Here is a 17,620-nt window from a genome sequence, read left to right on the forward strand (position 1 = left end):
TAGAAGATTAAAGTTTACTGAGGTATATAGACAACATACTTCGTTTCGAAAAACGGCGAATCGAAATACGCCGAAAGCGGATAGAGTTCTGCTTTAAGCCTGGATTCTTCAATTTCCTCCTTTAGATCACCACCTTTCAGGTACAAAATACCATTTGGAACCGCGTTCTTAGACTCTTTGTTGAATTTACCTTTGATCCATGGATAGAAGTCAACAAGCCTCGTTACCGCCCGGGAAACGACAAAATCAAACTTCCCTTCAATCTGCTCGGCACGGGAATGTGAGGCTTTAACGTTTGTTAAGCCCAGTGCTGCAGCGACCTCAGTTACAACTTTGATTTTTTTACCAATAGAATCGACCAGATGAAACTGTGTTTCCGGGAACATGATCGCCAATGGAATGCCTGGGAAGCCCCCGCCAGTGCCAACATCAAGTACTTTCTCGCCCGGTTTGAAAGAAATAAACTTCGCTATACCCAGCGAGTGCAGGATATGTCGCTCATAAAGCGCCTCAATGTCCTTTCTTGAAATCACATTAATCTGTGCGTTCCAAAAGCTGTAAAGTTCAAACAATTGATCGAACTGCTGAATCTGCTTTTCGGTAAGGTTCTTAAAGTGTTGCTGTATGAGCTCTGATTTTATTTCCACTGTACTTTTTTAACAAAGATAGACAGAATGCCATTAAACACTAAAAAAATGAACAATAGTATGTCTAGCAGAGGGAACCACCAGCGTAATCCCGGGTAACCGAGCTTTTTAAGCAGTCCTGGGTAGATGAGCGAGCGTATCAACAGGCTCAGTAGGAAAAGTCCTCCGGCAATTAGCTGAGTTTCTCTAAAACAGCATAGGGCGACCAGCAAGGTATAGAATAGGAACTGAATGATGATTTGCGCTGATAGAATAAACTTGTGCTTGGCTTTATAAAGCTTTCCTGCTCCGAAATGACGTTTTTTCTGCTTCAGGTATGCAGACCAGGTTCTTTTGGGATCAGTATGCATGAAGGTATCCGGGTGGATCTGGATTGCAGTGTTATAGGCGTTGGCATGTGCGTTTACGAAAAGATCATCGTCACCAGAGGGGATATGCATGTGGGATGCGAAGCCTTTACTCTTAAAGAACAGCTCTTTTTTATAAGCCATGTTCCGGCCTACCCCCATGTATGGCATCCCCTTGATTGCAAAAGAAAGGTAATTAACGGCAGTAAAGAATGTTTCAAAGCGGATCAATGCATTGAGCAGACCCCTGTTCTTCGTATATGGAGAATACCCCAAAAGGATTTCAGTAGAAGGGTCTGCAGGCTGCTGCATACCAATAAGCCAATTTGCTGACTCGGGTTTACAATCCGCATCAGTGAACACCAGCCAGTCGTGTTTCGCAGCTTTAATACCCATGGTTACTGCAAATTTCTTTCCAGCAATGTATTTAGCGCTTTCTGGTACGGTAACCACCTTCAGGTTTGGATAACTTGCCTCAAAGTCGCGCAGGATTTCTTTTGTACCGTCCCAGGAACGATCATTTACGACCACAACCTCAAAATCAGGATATGCCTGGTCTAGGATGGTTGGGAGGTTAACCTGAAGATTAGCCGCCTCATTACGTGCACATATGATAACTGTGACTGGGCTAGCATTCGCCGCTGGAAGTTCCTGCACCTGAAATTTGGCGAGTTTAAGATGTACAAACAGGGTAAAATAAAGCTGAACCAGGAAACAAAAGAGGAAAGCGCCAAGCAGCACCAGCGCTATTAAGGATAAATTCACAGTGTATTTTTGGTGGCCAAATTTCTGATTAATAATCTGTAATGTTCCTGATGTTGATAAAAATTTAAACGGGTTAATAGCGCCTTTTTTGCTACTTTTGACGAATTATTTGGCGAGCAAATTAATATATGAAGTTTAGTTTAGAGGCACGTGATGCCTTTTCAAAAGCAAGAGCAGGGACAGTTACAACAGCACACGGCGAAATACAAACCCCGATCTTTATGCCGGTAGGTACAGCAGGTACTGTAAAAGCGGTTCATCAGCGGGAACTCAAAGATGACATCAAGGCACAGATTATTTTAGGAAACACCTATCATTTATACCTCCGTCCGGGATTGGACATTCTTGAAAAAGCAGGTGGACTGCACAAGTTTATAGGCTGGGATCGTCCGATCCTAACCGACAGTGGTGGCTATCAGGTCTATTCTTTAAGCAAAGTGCGGAAGATTAAGGAGGAAGGGGTAACCTTTAGCTCCCATATCGATGGCTCCAAACACTTGTTTACTCCGGAGAATGCAATGGATATCCAACGTACCATCGGTGCGGATATCATCATGGCGTTCGATGAATGCACCCCTTATCCATGCGATTACCGATATGCCGCAAGGTCCATCCAGATGACACACCGCTGGCTTAAGCGCTGCTGTGACCGTGTGGACACCACCGAGCCTAAATACGGTTATGAGCAGACCCTTTTTCCAATTGTGCAGGGCTCTGTATATAAAGATCTTCGGGTAAAATCAGCAGAGTTCATCGCCAGCATGGGCCGTGAAGGTAATGCCATCGGTGGTTTATCCGTTGGAGAACCCGCAGAAGAGATGTACGGCATGACCGAAGTGGTTTGCGACATCCTTCCTGAAGAGAAACCACGCTACCTGATGGGTGTTGGTACACCGATCAATATCCTGGAGAACATCGCATTAGGTGTAGATATGTTTGACTGCGTGATGCCAACCAGGAATGCACGTAATGGGATGTTGTTTACCAAAAATGGGATTATCAATATCGGCAATAAGAAATGGGCAGATGACCTTTCTCCTATTGAAGCAGATAGCGATTTGTTTGCAGATCAGGTATATTCAAAAGCATATTTGAGACATCTGATGCACTCTAAGGAGATGCTCGGCGCCCAGATTGCAACACTACACAATCTTAATTTCTACTTATGGCTGGTTAAAGAAGCCAGAGAACGGATCATAAATGGAACGTTTTATGAGTGGAAGAACCAGATGGTGAAAGTATTAGGACAAAAATTATAAATGAACTTCCTGACAGGCAGACTCAAAATCTTAGACCGCCATATTATCGGCAAGTATCTGGGTACATTCATTTATACCCTGACCATCTTCGTGGTGATTATCGTGATCTTTGATCTTTCTGAGAAGCTGGACGATTTTCTAAGGAACAACCTTACCTTTTGGCAGGTTGTTTCCTTGTATTATGCAGGTTCCATTCCGTTTTATGTGAACATGCTCTCACCCCTGATCAACTTCATTGCAGTGATCTTCTTTACCGCAAAGATGGCTGACCAAACCGAGATTGTACCCATTCTAAGTGGTGGCGTAAGCTTCAACAGGTTCTTACGCCCCTATTTTATTTCTGCATTTATCATTTTTGCGGTTAACCTTGCGGCAAACCTCTACATTCTACCTTACACCAACACCCTCAAAAACACCTTTGAGAACACCTATGTGAAGCAGGGAAGTCCTTCAGTAAAGGGGCAGATCCACATGAAACTGGATAAGAACACCTATATCTACATTGAGGGCTTTGACAACAAAACCAAGATCGGCACAAAGTTCATCCTGGATAATTTCGAGGGTGATGTGATGCGGAAAAAGATTGTAGCCGAGTCAATTGCCTGGGATTCTACCAAGCGTTCCTGGAAGATGTCGAACTACACTATCCGTAATATCGATGGGCTCAAGGAAACTTTCATTACTGGGGGTGACAAGAAAAAAGACACCATCCTGGATATGCGTCCCGACGACTTCTCCGCATATGACAATATCTACGAGAACCTGAGCAACCGGGAACTGTCCGAAAAAATCAGAAAGGAAAGCACACGCGGTTCAGGGATCATGAACGATCTGTTATTTGAGCAATATAAGCGCTATTTACAGCCGCTCTCCGCGTTCGTTTTAACTCTGATAGGTGTTGCCTTGTCCTCAAGGAAAGTACGCGGAGGCGTTGGCCTACCGCTTGGAATTGGAATTTTCCTGAGCTTTGGCTATATCGTTTTGAACCAATTCGCAAAAATGTTCTCCATCAAAGGTGGCATACCCCCACTTTTTGCGGTATTGCTCCCAACCATCCTTTTCGGAATTTTAGGCTATATACTGCTAAAAAAAGCACCTAAATAACATGTCTGACATCACGCCTGCTACTGAAAAAAGAAATCTCCTGATTCTGCATTCTACCGTTTTCGTTTGGGGATTTACCGGAATCCTTGGCGCATTAATTTCTATAGATGCCGTTCAGATGGTCTGGTATCGTGTGCTTATTGCGAGCATTACGCTATTCATTTACTTCAGCATTGCCAAGGTCAATCTGAAGGTTAGCAGAAAGCAGTTCCTGCAGTTTTTCTTCATCGGGAGTATCGTTGCGCTGCACTGGATTTTATTCTTCCATGCGATTAAAGTTTCCACCGTATCCGTGACCTTGGTATGCCTGTCTTCTTTTACCTTGTTTACCGCGGTATTAGAGCCACTGATAAAAAGGAAGCCAATACTGGTTGCAGACATCGTGATTGGGCTTATCATCATCCTTGGAATTTACCTCATCTTCAAATTTGAAAGTCAGTATACCCTAGGTATCATATTCGGGCTTTCCGCAGCACTAGCTTCAAGTGTATTCAATATTTTCAACTCCACACTCGTGCAGAAAACCGAACCACAGGTGATTGGTTTTTACGAGATCTCAGGTGCATTTTTCTGGATCACCATCTACCGTATTTTTGATGGAACATTGCAAACTGAGACGTTCAATCTGAGTGGAATGGATTGGATCTATCTGATGTTCCTTGGCACCATATGCACTGCCTTAGCCTATGTCGCAGGGGTATCTGTAATGCGTACCTTATCAGCATTCAGGGTGGCATTGATCACCAATCTTGAGCCTGTATATGGCATCCTATTAGCCTTCCTTTTCTTTGGCAAACAGGAGAAGATGACGCTGGGATTTTACATAGGCGCAGTGCTTATTTTAGGTGCAGTTTTCCTATATCCGATCTATAAAACACGCAAGAAATTACAGTAGGATCCAGCAGCTAATACTGCTCGAATTGGTGCAGTCGCGGCATCTAAATAGTGTAACATGCGCGGGATTCTTTGTAATAAAAACACTTAGATTTCCACCTATTATCGCGCATCTATTCAGCTAGTCAAACCCAATAAATAATTCCATTTACATAGCAGTTATCTCCAGACCAGGGATAGAAATAGGTCCGTATAATTAAACATTACGGAACATCTAACAGCACCTTCAAGTCATCAATTAGCAGTGAAATAATTTAATTTTACAGATCACGTTATTCACCTTATGAGCTTTAAAGAATCAAAATCTACAACTGCAAACTATTAAATAAGACAAATAAATAGCAGTAAGATCCATTCAATATGTTCTAAATTAACACAACAAACAGAACAGATTACACGCAGAATACGGTCAGTTTATCACCCCTATTTAACTGAAGACACCATCTAACATCGCTATTCAAGACGACCTACTTATGTCATTATACGCCTCTATATAATAGAAGCGACAGGTACTATATCGCTATTGAAACACGAAAATTCTGGGTATAAATCAAAGATCAAAATGCGAGGAAAAGCACCTAACTAGGGCTAAAATATTCACTTCAAACAGCACCAGAATTACCGGTACCTGAGCCTCCTAAGCTGGTTATATACCTCCGATAAACTTCAGTTCTTTCAGCGCTGAAAGATCAACAATGATTTAAATAGGGAATGTACATCACCCAAAAATCTTGTTTTTACGCGCCGAGAATTTGATAAAAAGTACAATCGTGATGAACAATCAGAAGAGCTCTAACCGGTGCTACCTGCATCAATTTTTTCCGACAAGCAAAAATTCTGATGTTCAATTACAACTGATTAGTGTATATTACGAGCAAAATCCTTTTAGATCTTGGAATTGGGTTTTCAAGGTTAAAAGACCTGAAATTACCAAGCTCGAGACGATATTTCATGTAAATACGACAAGGCAACTACAAGTAATAGAATTATGATTATCAATACATTACCAAATATTTGAAAATATTTACTTAATGTAGGTTGAGATTTTACACGAGAAAATAACTAAGTTTTTTAGCATTAAAGTTATATGCCCTTTTTAAAACCACATAGAATATTACTTATCAGTACTTTATACTCGATATGTTCAATCGTATCATTAGCACCAGCACAAGCACAACTTTTCAATGGAGAACAGAACCCACTTAGTGTAAAGTGGCGTCAAATAGATGCAAATGGCTTTAAGATCATCTTTCCAGCAGAGATCGAAACTGAGGCACAACGCATGGCCAACACCATCAGCTTCATTTATCCCCGGGAGGGATACAGTTTAGGCGTGTCAGGAACGCAGCTGCCCATCGTGCTCCAGAACCGTGGCGTCATCGCAAATGGATTTGTACAACTTGGTCCGAAGAAATCTGAGTTCTTCACTACCCCACCACAGGCCTTTGACAGTCAGGATTGGCTAAACAACCTAGCGGTGCATGAGCTACGTCATGCGGTGCAGTATGATAAGCTTACCGGGCGAAAGCGCCCCTTCCCTGAGCTGGTATACTTTGCCTGGATGGGTGCCTCCATCCCGCTATGGTTCTTTGAAGGTGATGCCGTTACCACAGAGACTGCTTTAACCAATTCCGGACGTGGCCGACAACCGGCCTGGATCATGCCCTACCGCGCCAACTTACTCAGCGGAAAAACGTACAACTACAGTAAGGCAAACTTTGGTTCCTCAAAGGACGTAACACCTGGATATTATCAACTTGGTTACCTGCTTAGTTCGAACATCAGAAAGCAATTTGGAACGGGTATTTTCGACAGCGTACTCACCGACATTAAACGACGTCCATTACGACTTTATCCTTTCTCTAATAGCTTGAAAAAACATACCGGAAAGGGAACACAGGAGTGGTACAAAGAAACCGTTTCATTACTTCAAAATGAGTGGAAGAAACAAGACAGTTTATCCAACTGTGAAATGTACCAGACACAAACCAAAACTCCGAAGTTTTCGACCGACTATTTATTACCGGTTACTATGGAAAATGGAACCCTGTTAACATTAAAAAAGAGCAAGGCAATCACCCCAGAATTCGTCATTATTGACAAGAATAAAAACGAACAAACCATACTTAAAATCGGCTATCAGGAACAGCCCTGGTTTAGCTTCGCTAAGAACATCATAGTATGGGATGAAATTCGATATAACCCACGCTTTCGGCAGGAAAGTTTCAGCGTTATTTGCCGCTACGATATTTCCACCAAATCCTACAAACAACTGACTTTTAAATCCAGGCTCTTCTCCCCTACCCTTTCTGCTGATGGCAAGAAAATTATTGCGGTTCAGGTTGATTTAAGTAATCAGTTTAACCTCGTGGAACTGGATGCAAATACCGGAGAAATCCTCTATAAATATGAGAATGATGACAACCTAATTCTGCAGACACCAGCTTACAATTCCGACGGTAATTCGTTCACATACGTTAGTGTATCAGAAAAAGGCAAGTCCTTGTGGCTGATGGAAAAATCAGGCAAAAAGCTGGAATTGATCAAAAAAACACGGCAACAGATCAGCAAACCGGTGTTTTACAAGCAAGGAATCGCATTTAACGCCCATTACAGCGGTTTAGATAACATTTACTACTTAGACCTCAACTCGAAGGAGATAATGGCGCTGAGCGCCTCTAAATTCGGCGCTTTTAATCTTGCTCCGGGTGAAAATGACGAGACTTTCGTTTTCAACAACTACAATCCGCAGGGTTTCGAGGTCGCAACACAAACGTTTAATCCTGAAAAAGTGGAAGCAGACAACTTCGTTTTCTTTGGCCAGGCAGCCAAAGCACAGGAAAATATCTGGGATGTATTTGCCGAAATTCCCGACAGCAATTATCAGTCCCGTCCCTTCCGCAAGCTACAGCATGTCTTCAATTTTCACAGCATTATCCCGACGATTGAGGACAGCTATACCGGAGGACTGCAGCTGCAATCAGATAATCTACTGAATACCGTAAGTTTATTTACCGGTTTGGATTATCACCGGGATTTGAACCGTTTCGAGTACAATGCCGGTATATCCATCAAGAGCTTTCTTCCCGTGTTTACGGTAAACTATGAAAATCGGCCAAGACGGAGTTTTTATAACGCTAACAAGGTGATCAAACAGGGCGACTGGCGGGAGCACTACATCGGACTGAACGCAAGGATTCCAATCAGCTTCAGTGCCCTAAACGACAACTACAACATATCTGCAAACATCGGCACCAGTTATACCAGGCGTTACATGCTGGAGAACCTGCCATCCAGTTTCAACACCAGGCTCAACTTTCCGTTAAACTACGGCCTAACTTTACAGCACAGCGTCAGGCAGGCCGAGCGCGACGTTGCACCTAGATGGGGCCAGATTCTCCGGTTGAAATATTTTCATCAGCCATTTGATTCCAGGCTTCAGGGGGATCTGTTCTCTACCGAAGCTTTCGCCTATTTCCCCGGGATCGGAAGAAATCATAGTTTCCTGGCAAACTTCAACCATCAGCAGGCTTCAGGCGTAAGGCAATACAATACGGAGATCAACACCGTTTACGGATACAACAACATCCCGGCGAGGAGCAGACTGAAAAATACCTTCCTGTTAAACTACAGGTTCCCTATCGCCTTCCCTGACGCAGAACTTGGCCCGATTGCCTATATTCGCAACCTGCGCGGCGGAGTGTTCTCGCATTACGAGAACATTGGATTAGAAACTTCCATTTTTCAGCCTAAAACTTACGGGGTAGAGATTCATGCCGACATGAATGTGCTTCGCTATCAACCAAACATAGACCTGGGCACAAGAATTGTGTTTGTTAATCACACTTACCGGCATAATCCTATTTTTGAATTATTGTTAAATTATAGCTTCTAATCCTCATGCGTGCAAAAACCTTATTCATCATTGCCTTCACGGCACTCGTTACAGTCTTCCTGGTCATCAACACCGATGCAGTGGAGTTCAATTTCATTTTCACCACAGCGGAAGTTTCGAAGCTGGTCGTGATTGGTGTCTGCACATTTATCGGATTTGTACTGGGCTATTTCGTTGCAAAGCCCAGAACTACGGTCACAACCTATGATGATCGTCTTGATTCCAATGACCCGAACAAGGATCACCTTAGCGAAGAAGATCGCAATTACATCAGCTAACTTTACACTTTATATTTACGTCCAAGCGCGTGCGTCTCACAGGAGATCCACGCGCTTTTTGTTTATACCAAAATACAAGAATTAAGCACAGCTGAGACACACCTGGCGCACACCTCGTCCACACCTCACCCACGCAACATGTGTGTCAGATGTTTTTGAGGTCTGCTGCAACTATGCTGCATAGCTTTCTTCTTTTTGATTTTGAATGGGCACAAAAAAAAGCTGTTCAGCAAAACCGAACAGCTTCTTTAACAAGGAGCGCAATTTTAACTAAGCGCCTGCTGAATATCTTTAAGGATGTCATCGATATGTTCCAGACCGATGGACAAGCGAATGGTCCCTTGCTCAATACCCACCTCCTGGCGTTGGGCCTCGGTAAGTTTGGAGTGTGTACTGGTTGCCGGATGCGTCGCGATGGATCTGGTATCGCCAAGATTTGCCGAAATAGAGAACATCTTAAGCTTATCCATGAAGCCGGCAGCAGCCTGCACACCACCTTCAATCACGAAAGTGACAATGCCGCCACCTTGTTTCATCTGCCTTTTCGCAATTTCATACTGTGGATGCGATTCCAGAAAAGGATACATCACTTTGACAACGTTGGCTTGGCTTTCCAGGAAACTGGCAACTTTCAGTGCATTTTCGCAATGCCTGTCCATCCGCACCGCAAGTGTTTCTAAGCTTTTAGATAACAACCAGGCGTTGAAAGGTGACATTGCAGGCCCAGAATGCCTTGCAAAGCCTTCAATCTGCTTCATCAGCTCCGCAGAACCCAGGATGATACCGCCGAGGGTACGTCCTTGTCCGTCGATATATTTGGTTGCCGAGTGAATGGAAATGTCTGCACCTAACTTTAGCGGCTGCTGCAGGTATGGTGTGGCAAAGCAGTTATCAACAACTAACAACAAATTGTGTTTTTTAGCCAGATCAGCCAGCCATTTCAGGTCAATGATCTCGATCCCGGGATTTGAAGGCGTTTCTACAAAGATCATCTTTGTATTTGCTTTAATACCATCGATCCACTGCTGTGGCTTATCCAGATCAGCATAGGCGTAATCTATTCCCCATTTGGGGAAAATACCGGTAAGCAACTGGTGGGTAGAGCCAAATACAGCACGACTCGAAAGCACATGATCTCCATTTTGCAGGAAAGTTGCCATGGTGGTAAAAATTGCCGCCATACCGGTAGCGGTTACCCAGCCGGTCTCCGCACCTTCAAGTGCAGCCATCTTCTCTATGAGTTCTGAGGTATTTGGATTGGCATATCTGCTATAAACATTACCTTCTTTTTCTGCGGCAAACAGGGCGCGCATATCTTCTGCATCGTCAAATTTATAGCTGGAAGTTAGATAAAGTGGCACGGAGTGTTCTTTGTACTGGCTGCGTTCCGCTTGCAGGCGGATGGCAATGGTTTCGAAGTTTTCTTCTGACATTATATTAGGCATGAATGGTGTATGTATATTTCAAAGTTGCTGAGCGTCCAAGGATATTGGAAACAGAGCAATATTTTTCGAAAGTCAGCGCCAATGCGCGTTCGACTTTCTGCTGGTTCAATGGACCGTAAAGGTCGAAGTGTATGTTTATCTCTTCGAAAATCGGTGGCATCTCTTCATCCCGGCGGCTCGCCTTGATGTTGATCTTCAGATCAGTCAAAGGCTCTTTCTGCTTCTGCAAGACGTTTACCATATCAATACCACTACAGCCACCCAGACCGACAAGCAGCATTTCCATCGGGCGAAAACCTCTGCCTTCACCACCGATTTCCGGTTTAGCATCTATTTCTACCGTTTGGCCCGCAGGATTCACTGCTTCAAAGTTGAACTTTTGGTTTTTACGGACCAGGTTGATCTCCATCATATTATTATAGGTTATAGTACACTTTATTTTTTTGTTCAAGTTCCGGGAGCGAGATTGTTTTATCAAAGATGCCATATACCGAAGAACCGCTGCCACTCATTGCAGCATACAAGGCACCCGCCTGGTATAACGCATTCTTAACATCACGTATTGCCGGATATTTCTCGAAGACCATCCGTTCAAAATCATTTTTAATATGATTCTTCCAATGCTCCAGGGGCTGCTGCACCAATTCAATCAGGTTTGCGTCACTAGCCTGCGGAATCATCCCAGCATAGGCTTGCGCGGTGGAGACATGAATCTCCGGTTTTACCAACACCATGTTATAGGCAGATAGATCCAGGGTAAGCGGCATGAACTGATCTCCCTTCCCATAAGCATAAACTGGCTTGTTCTGGATAAAGAACGCACAGTCTGCGCCAAGCTGAGCGGCATACTGCTCCATTTCCGAAACGCTTAGACCAAGGTTGAACTTCTGATCGATAACCTTAATCAGGTGCGCCGCATCAGAAGAGCCTCCACCGAGTCCGGCGCCAATTGGGATCTGCTTAAGCAGGGTAATTTGTTGCGCTGGAAAATTGTAATCTTTTTGTAGTAACCGGAAAGCCTTATAGCAAAGATTGTCTTCGGGATTACCCTCGATGTCGATACCTGCCACCTTGCAGCTGATGAGCTGAGCATCGGTGATCTCCACCACGTCATGAATTTTTATGGGATAAAATACCGTCTCAATGTTATGATAGCCACTCGGTAGCTTCTCTGTCACGTTTAAGCCGATATTAATTTTAGCATTTGCAAATGCAAGCATGAGCTCTGATTTTTTCTTGAATAAAGCAAACTTACAAAAAGACTATTAAAGCTGTAGCGTAATCAACTCCACGATGTCTGCCCTTCTTGAAATTAAAAGCATAGAGGGCACACATTAACGTTTTTTATGATAGTTTTGTAAGAACAGCATTTAACATTTGTACAAACCGGGTTTACTTATTTTAAAAATCAACATTTACTTAATTCCAATATATAAGATTACGATGCTCCCATCGTTCTCTCCATAACGAAATGAAACAATATTTAGATTTGATGCAACATGTGCTGGACCATGGCACACAAAAGCACGACCGTACGGGCACTGGTACAATAAGCGTGTTCGGGCACCAGATGCGATTCAACCTGGAGGAGGGCTTTCCAATCGTCACCACCAAGAAACTCCACCTTAAATCCATCATCCATGAACTGATCTGGTTTTTAAAGGGCGACACCAATATTAAATACCTAAAGGAAAATAATGTCCGCATCTGGGACGAATGGGCTGATGCCGATGGCAACCTGGGACCAGTGTATGGTGCGCAATGGCGCTCCTGGCCCACTGCTGACGGCCGGCACATTGACCAGATTGCCCAGGTAATTAAAACCATCAAAGAGAACCCTGATTCCCGCAGGATCATGGTTTCTGCCTGGAACGTTGCGGAAATCGAAAATATGAAACTTCCGCCTTGCCATGCGCTATTCCAGTTCTACGTAGCTGATGGCAAGTTAAGCTGCCAGTTGTATCAACGCAGCGCGGATATCTTCCTTGGTGTTCCTTTTAACATTGCTTCCTATGCCCTGTTGACCATGATGGTTGCCCAGGTGTGTGATCTGAAAGCAGGTGAATTCATCCATACCCTGGGTGATGCGCATATATATAATAACCATATTGAGCAAGCCAGGCTGCAGCTCACAAGGGATCCTAAGCCGCTGCCGCAGATGAAGATTAATCCTGCAGTTAAAGACATCTTTGAATTTCGCTATGAGGATTTCAGCCTCGAGCATTACGACGCGCACCCGCACATTAAAGGAGAGGTTGCTGTATGATCGTAACTTTTGTAGTCGCTGCAGCTGCGAACAATGCTATTGGAAAAGACAATCAGCTACTATGGAAACTTCCGACAGATCTGAAGCATTTTAAGACCATCACTTCGGGGCATACGGTTATTATGGGGCGTAAAACGTACGACTCTATGGGTAAGCCATTGCCCAATCGCCGGAACATCGTCATCACCCGAAATGAGAATTTAAAGATCACCGGTGCAGAAGTGACGAAAAGCCTGGATGAGGCGCTGGCAAAATGCAGCGATGAGGCAGAGGTATTCGTGATTGGCGGTGCCGAGATTTATAAGGCAGCACTCGATAGAACATCCCGGATCTATCTCACCCGGGTGCATCAGAACTTTGAGGGAGATACTTATTTCCCGGATTTAGACCCGGAAAAATGGCTGGAAGTTGCGCGCGAAGATCATCAGGCAGACGAGAAAAATCCAATTGATTTTTCCTTCATTACGCTCGAAAGTAAATAGTTGAGCACCACCAAGAAAAACTTTGATAAGTGGCCTAATAATTAAAAATTTAATTAGATTTGCCGACTTGTTAAAAAAAATTTATAGCATATAGACAATAATTACAAACAACAAATGCAAGGTAAAGGTTTTATTAAATTTATGGCAATACTCTTAGGTATTGTCTGTGTGTATTCCCTCTCGTTCAATCTGGTTACGTCGAACGTAGAGAAAAATGCGAAAGCTTACGCGAAAGGCGATCCTGAGAAGGAGAAAGCTTATCTGGACTCCATGTCCGCCGTACCCGTTTATCCGATCTTCGGATTTGACTATGAATTCTGTAAGTCCAAATCAATCAACCTTGGTCTGGATTTAAAAGGTGGTATGAACGTTACCATGGAGATTTCATTAGCTGAACTGGTAAAATCACTGGCTGGAAACCCTGACGATGCTAACTTCAATCAGGCTATTGCAAATGCACAAACCGAACTTAATGCTGGCGGTAAAGATTTTATCAACCTCTTCGTTAATAACTTTGAAAAGCTAAGCCCTAATGTAAAACTTGCAGATTATTTTGCAAATCAGGACAATGCACAGCAACTTAAAGCGAATGCAAGCAATGCAGAAGTAAGAAATTACTTGTCTAAAGAAGCTACAAGTGCTATCGACCGTTCATTCATCATCATCCGTAGCCGTATTGACGGTTTTGGTGTGGTGAGCCCGAACATGCAGAAACAAGAAGGTACTAACCGTATTCTGATTGAGATGCCAGGTGTTCAGGATAAAGAAAGGATCCACAAATTACTACAAGGTTCAGCGGAACTTCAGTTCTGGCAAGTATATCAGAATGAAGAAGTTTATTCTTTATTAGAGAATATCAACAAAACCTTAGCTACTACCCTTAAAGACACTACTTCTACTGCAGTAGCGAAAGATTCTACCGCTACCGCTGGAAGTAAGCTTGCTGGCTTAGGTAAAAAAGCAAATACTGCTGATTCAACCGCTCAACGTTTAGAAGCTGCAAAAAACAATCCATTATTCGCTGTACTAACCATCCCTACTTACCAGGGACCAAATGGCCCGGCGTTACGTCCAGGACCAGTTGTGGGCTGGGTTGCGCAAAAAGATACTGCTAAAGTTAACAGCTACCTTAAAAGAGCTGAAATTGCGCCAGTTATTCCATCAACCTTCAAATTCATGTGGAGCGTTAAGCCGATGGAAGGCAGCAAAGTATTCGAGCTATATGCCATCAAAGATGTTGACGCGAACGACGCACCTGATCTAGGTGGCGAAGCGATCAGCGATGCCCGTGCTGACTATGATCAGAAAGGCAGACCTGAGGTAACCATGTACATGACTGGTGACGGTGCTGCTAAATGGAAAAAAATCACTGCTGAAGCATCTGCAGATCCAAATAACAAAAAATCTATTGCTATCGTATTAGATAACAACGTTTACTCCGCGCCTACTGTTCAAAATGAAATTCCAAATGGTATTTCTTCAATCACCGGTAGCTTCACTGTAAACGATACACAAGATTTAGCAAACATTCTTAAAGCGGGTAAATTACCTGCACCGGCTAGAATCGTTGGTGAATTCGTAGTTGGTCCATCATTAGGTCAGGCTGCTATCGATAATGGTCTATTATCATTCTGTCTTGCTTTCGTTGTGATCCTTGTGTTCATGGCGCTTTACTACAACAAAGCTGGTTGGGTTGCTAACCTTGCCTTGGTGATCAACTTGTTCTTTATCATGGGTATCCTGGTATCCCTTGGTGCAGTATTAACACTGCCTGGTATTGCAGGTATCATCCTGGTAATCGGTCTTTCGGTTGATGCGAACATTCTGATCTTTGAACGCGTGCGTGAAGAGTTACTACATGGTAAATCGACCGCTCTGGCAATTAAAGAAGGATTTAAGCATGCAATGCCTTCAATCATTGACTCTAACGTTACCATCTTAATTTTAGGTATTATCCTTTACATCTTCGGTAGCGGTCCGGTTCAAGGTTTCGCAACTACACTTTGTATCGGTATTCTATCTTCCTTGTTCTGTGCAGTATTGATCTCCCGTTTGGTATTCGACAGCATGTTGAACAAGAGCTCAAATATCACTTTCGGTAACAAAGCAACTTTACACGCCTTCAGAGACATCGCATTTGACTTTGTGGGTCGCAGAAAGATCTATTATGCCATCTCCGCGGTAATTATCATTGCAGGTACCATCTTCTACTTCAAAAACGGCGGTTTAAGATTGGGTATCGACTTCAAAGGTGGACGCTACTATATCGTACACTTCGATAAGCCTATGGATACCGAAAGCGTGAAGGAGCAATTAACTCCGGTATTCGGAAATGAGGCACCAGAAGTTAAAACTGCAGGTAACGCAAACGAGCTTAAGATTACAACCACTTACCACATTGCAGATGTTGCAACTTCTGCAGATAGAGTTGTTGAGGATGCATTAAGAGCAGGCTTGAACAAAACCGGCACTAAGTATACCATTGAAAGTAACCAGAAAGTTGGTCCTATTATCGCCAGCGACTTAGTATACAGCGCTTATGGTGCGATCCTGTTCTCTTGTTTAGTGATGTTTATCTACATCATCGTACGATTCAAGAAACTTAACTATGGCTTGGGTGCGGTAATCGCATTATTCCATGACGTTTTGCTGGTATTGTCATTCTACACGATCTTAGACGGTGTACTTCCATTCTCCCTGGAGATTGGTCAGGACTTCATCGCTGCGATCTTAACTGTAATGTCATATACCATGACTGAAACGGTTGTCGTATTCGACAGGATCCGTGAGAAACTTGCTGAAACTGGTAAAGAAGATATTCATGGTGAAGAGCGTAACAATACGATCAACTTCGCATTGAACAGTACCTTAAGCCGTACCATTCTTACCTCGTTAACGGTATTCTTCGTACTCCTTGTGATCTTCATCTTCGGTGGAGAAAGCATCAGAGGATTTATCTTCGCCTTGTTGATTGGTCGTGTAATTGGTACATATTCATCTCTATGTATTTCTACGCCGATCGTTGTCGATCTAGGAAAGAACAAATAATAATACTTGCTTTGCAGCTAAAGAGCCTGTATCATAAATCATGAACAGGCTCTTTTTTATATAATGATTTTCTACAGGTGCTGTTTTAGGTGCTAAATAGTTGCTTTAAAGGTCTGTTTTCCTTATTTTTAAGTATAAAACATACCAGGAAATGGCAGTAAAAAGACCTACTTTCAGGCCCTATCACCAAAATCAATTGGTGATGCTTCCCCCGAGTCTGGACGACTTAATTTCTGCGGATCATTCTGTCCGCGTTGTCAATGATGTGATTAATCGGATCAATCTTGAGCCGCTTTTAAAAGCTTATCACATTCGGGGTGGATCCAATTATCATCCTTTATTGCTTTTGAAGGTGCTGGTTTATGGTTATGTAACCAATATCTATTCCAGTCGGAAGCTTGCTGAAGCCTGCCGGGAAAGGGTTCCTTTTATGTGGCTTAGCGGCATGAGCAAGCCTGACCACAATACCATCAACCGTTTTCGTGGGGTTCGTCTGAAGCATGCACTTCGCTCGGTGTTTGAAGAAGTTGTTCAATTACTGGCCACCGAAGGGCTGTTAAGCATAGATCAGGTTTATACCGATGGAACTAAGATTGAGGCAAATGCCAACAAATACACCTTTGTTTGGAAGAAATCAATCCAGAGCAATAAAGAGAAAATGAAAAAGCAGCTGGAGGATATCTGGAACTACGCCCAGCATGTCGCTGCTGATGAAGATCGGATGCCTGAACCACCTGACCTTAGTACCGTCAATCCGGAAAGTGTGAATGCCACCGTTGAAAAGCTCAATAAACTGCTTGCAGAAAATGACCAGGTTGATAAGAAGGTGAAGGCCAAGCTGAGGTATATCAATAAGACCTTCCCGGAAAACATTGCCAAATATGAAGAACAGGAAGCTATTCTTGGAGAACGCAATAGTTACAGCAAGACAGACACAGATGCTACTTTCATGCGCATGAAAGAGGACCACATGTTGAATGGCCAATTAAAGCCCGGATACAACGTGCAGATATCCACCTCCAATCAGTATATCGTTAATTACACCATCCATCCAAATCCTACAGACACACTAACCTTAAAAGCCCATCTGGAGCAGCATGAGCGTAGCTTCGGCAAAGCGCCTGAAACCCTTACCGCAGATGCTGGATATGGATCAGAAGAAAATTACACCATACTGGAAGGAAGACAAG

General features: G+C 43.3%; 14 protein-coding genes. 9 read left to right on the forward strand and 5 right to left on the reverse strand.

From position 1 onward, the window contains the following. Positions 1-14: 14 nt before the first annotated feature. Entirely contained in the window at positions 15-647 is a 633-nt protein-coding gene (gene rsmG / locus AC5WJX_RS05275; RefSeq protein WP_494483661.1) for a 16S rRNA (guanine(527)-N(7))-methyltransferase RsmG, read from the reverse strand. Continuing rightward, positions 638-1,759: a glycosyltransferase gene (locus tag AC5WJX_RS05280; protein WP_494483662.1), complete on the reverse strand. Its 1,122-nt coding sequence runs from the start codon at positions 1,757-1,759 to the stop codon at positions 638-640. Before AC5WJX_RS05280 ends, rsmG begins: the two co-directional genes overlap by 10 nt. A gap of 128 nt (positions 1,760-1,887) precedes the next feature. Here AC5WJX_RS05280 and tgt point away from each other — a divergent pair, with 128 nt between their 5' ends. The 5 genes from tgt (at position 1,888) to AC5WJX_RS05305 (ending at position 9,189) form a co-directional block, all read left to right on the forward strand. Continuing rightward, entirely contained in the window at positions 1,888-3,018 is a 1,131-nt protein-coding gene (gene tgt / locus AC5WJX_RS05285) for a tRNA guanosine(34) transglycosylase Tgt (RefSeq protein ID WP_494483663.1), read from the forward strand. Further along, complete coding sequence (locus tag AC5WJX_RS05290; RefSeq protein ID WP_440430334.1) at positions 3,019-4,122, forward strand: LptF/LptG family permease; 1,104 nt, start codon at positions 3,019-3,021, stop codon at positions 4,120-4,122. It begins immediately after the preceding gene. 1 nt (position 4,123) lies between these two features. Then, positions 4,124-5,017 (forward strand): DMT family transporter, encoded by an 894-nt coding sequence (locus AC5WJX_RS05295; RefSeq protein ID WP_494483664.1) that lies wholly within the window; start codon positions 4,124-4,126, stop codon positions 5,015-5,017. A 1,086-nt stretch (positions 5,018-6,103) separates the two neighbouring features. Next, entirely contained in the window at positions 6,104-8,911 is a 2,808-nt protein-coding gene (locus tag AC5WJX_RS05300; protein WP_494483665.1) for a TolB family protein, read from the forward strand. Between the two features lie 5 nt (positions 8,912-8,916). Beyond that, on the forward strand, positions 8,917-9,189 hold the full coding sequence (locus AC5WJX_RS05305) for a LapA family protein (RefSeq protein ID WP_494483666.1): 273 nt from the start codon (positions 8,917-8,919) through the stop codon (positions 9,187-9,189). 266 nt (positions 9,190-9,455) lie between these two features. On the opposite strand, the gene AC5WJX_RS05310 is transcribed toward AC5WJX_RS05305, so the two are convergent. The 3 genes from AC5WJX_RS05310 to ispE are packed head-to-tail and all read right to left on the reverse strand — an operon-like array spanning position 9,456 to position 11,854. Further along, entirely contained in the window at positions 9,456-10,622 is a 1,167-nt protein-coding gene (locus AC5WJX_RS05310) for a trans-sulfuration enzyme family protein (RefSeq protein ID WP_440430330.1), read from the reverse strand. Between the two features lie 4 nt (positions 10,623-10,626). Then, entirely contained in the window at positions 10,627-11,046 is a 420-nt protein-coding gene (locus AC5WJX_RS05315) for an OsmC family protein (protein ID WP_440430329.1), read from the reverse strand. 4 nt (positions 11,047-11,050) lie between these two features. Continuing rightward, the gene (gene ispE, locus AC5WJX_RS05320) at positions 11,051-11,854 is read right to left on the reverse strand and encodes a 4-(cytidine 5'-diphospho)-2-C-methyl-D-erythritol kinase (protein WP_494483667.1); all 804 of its coding nucleotides are present in this window, start codon (positions 11,852-11,854) and stop codon (positions 11,051-11,053) included. Positions 11,855-12,105: 251 nt separating this feature from the next. Between ispE and AC5WJX_RS05325 the strand changes: the two genes are divergently transcribed. The 4 genes from AC5WJX_RS05325 to AC5WJX_RS05340 form a co-directional block, all read left to right on the forward strand. Further along, the gene (locus AC5WJX_RS05325) at positions 12,106-12,900 is read left to right on the forward strand and encodes a thymidylate synthase (RefSeq protein ID WP_494483668.1); all 795 of its coding nucleotides are present in this window, start codon (positions 12,106-12,108) and stop codon (positions 12,898-12,900) included. Further along, entirely contained in the window at positions 12,897-13,382 is a 486-nt protein-coding gene (locus tag AC5WJX_RS05330) for a dihydrofolate reductase (RefSeq protein WP_494483669.1), read from the forward strand. Before AC5WJX_RS05325 ends, AC5WJX_RS05330 begins: the two co-directional genes overlap by 4 nt. 114 nt (positions 13,383-13,496) lie before the next feature. Continuing rightward, a complete protein-coding gene (gene secDF / locus AC5WJX_RS05335; RefSeq protein ID WP_494483670.1) occupies positions 13,497-16,430 on the forward strand; it encodes a protein translocase subunit SecDF in 2,934 nt (977 codons plus the stop codon). A 151-nt stretch (positions 16,431-16,581) separates the two neighbouring features. Next, positions 16,582-17,620: IS1182 family transposase (locus tag AC5WJX_RS05340; protein WP_494483671.1), on the forward strand; the 1,039-nt coding region annotated here is incomplete at its 3' end.

This window comes from Pedobacter sp. NEAU-ZC8, from assembly GCF_059278965.1.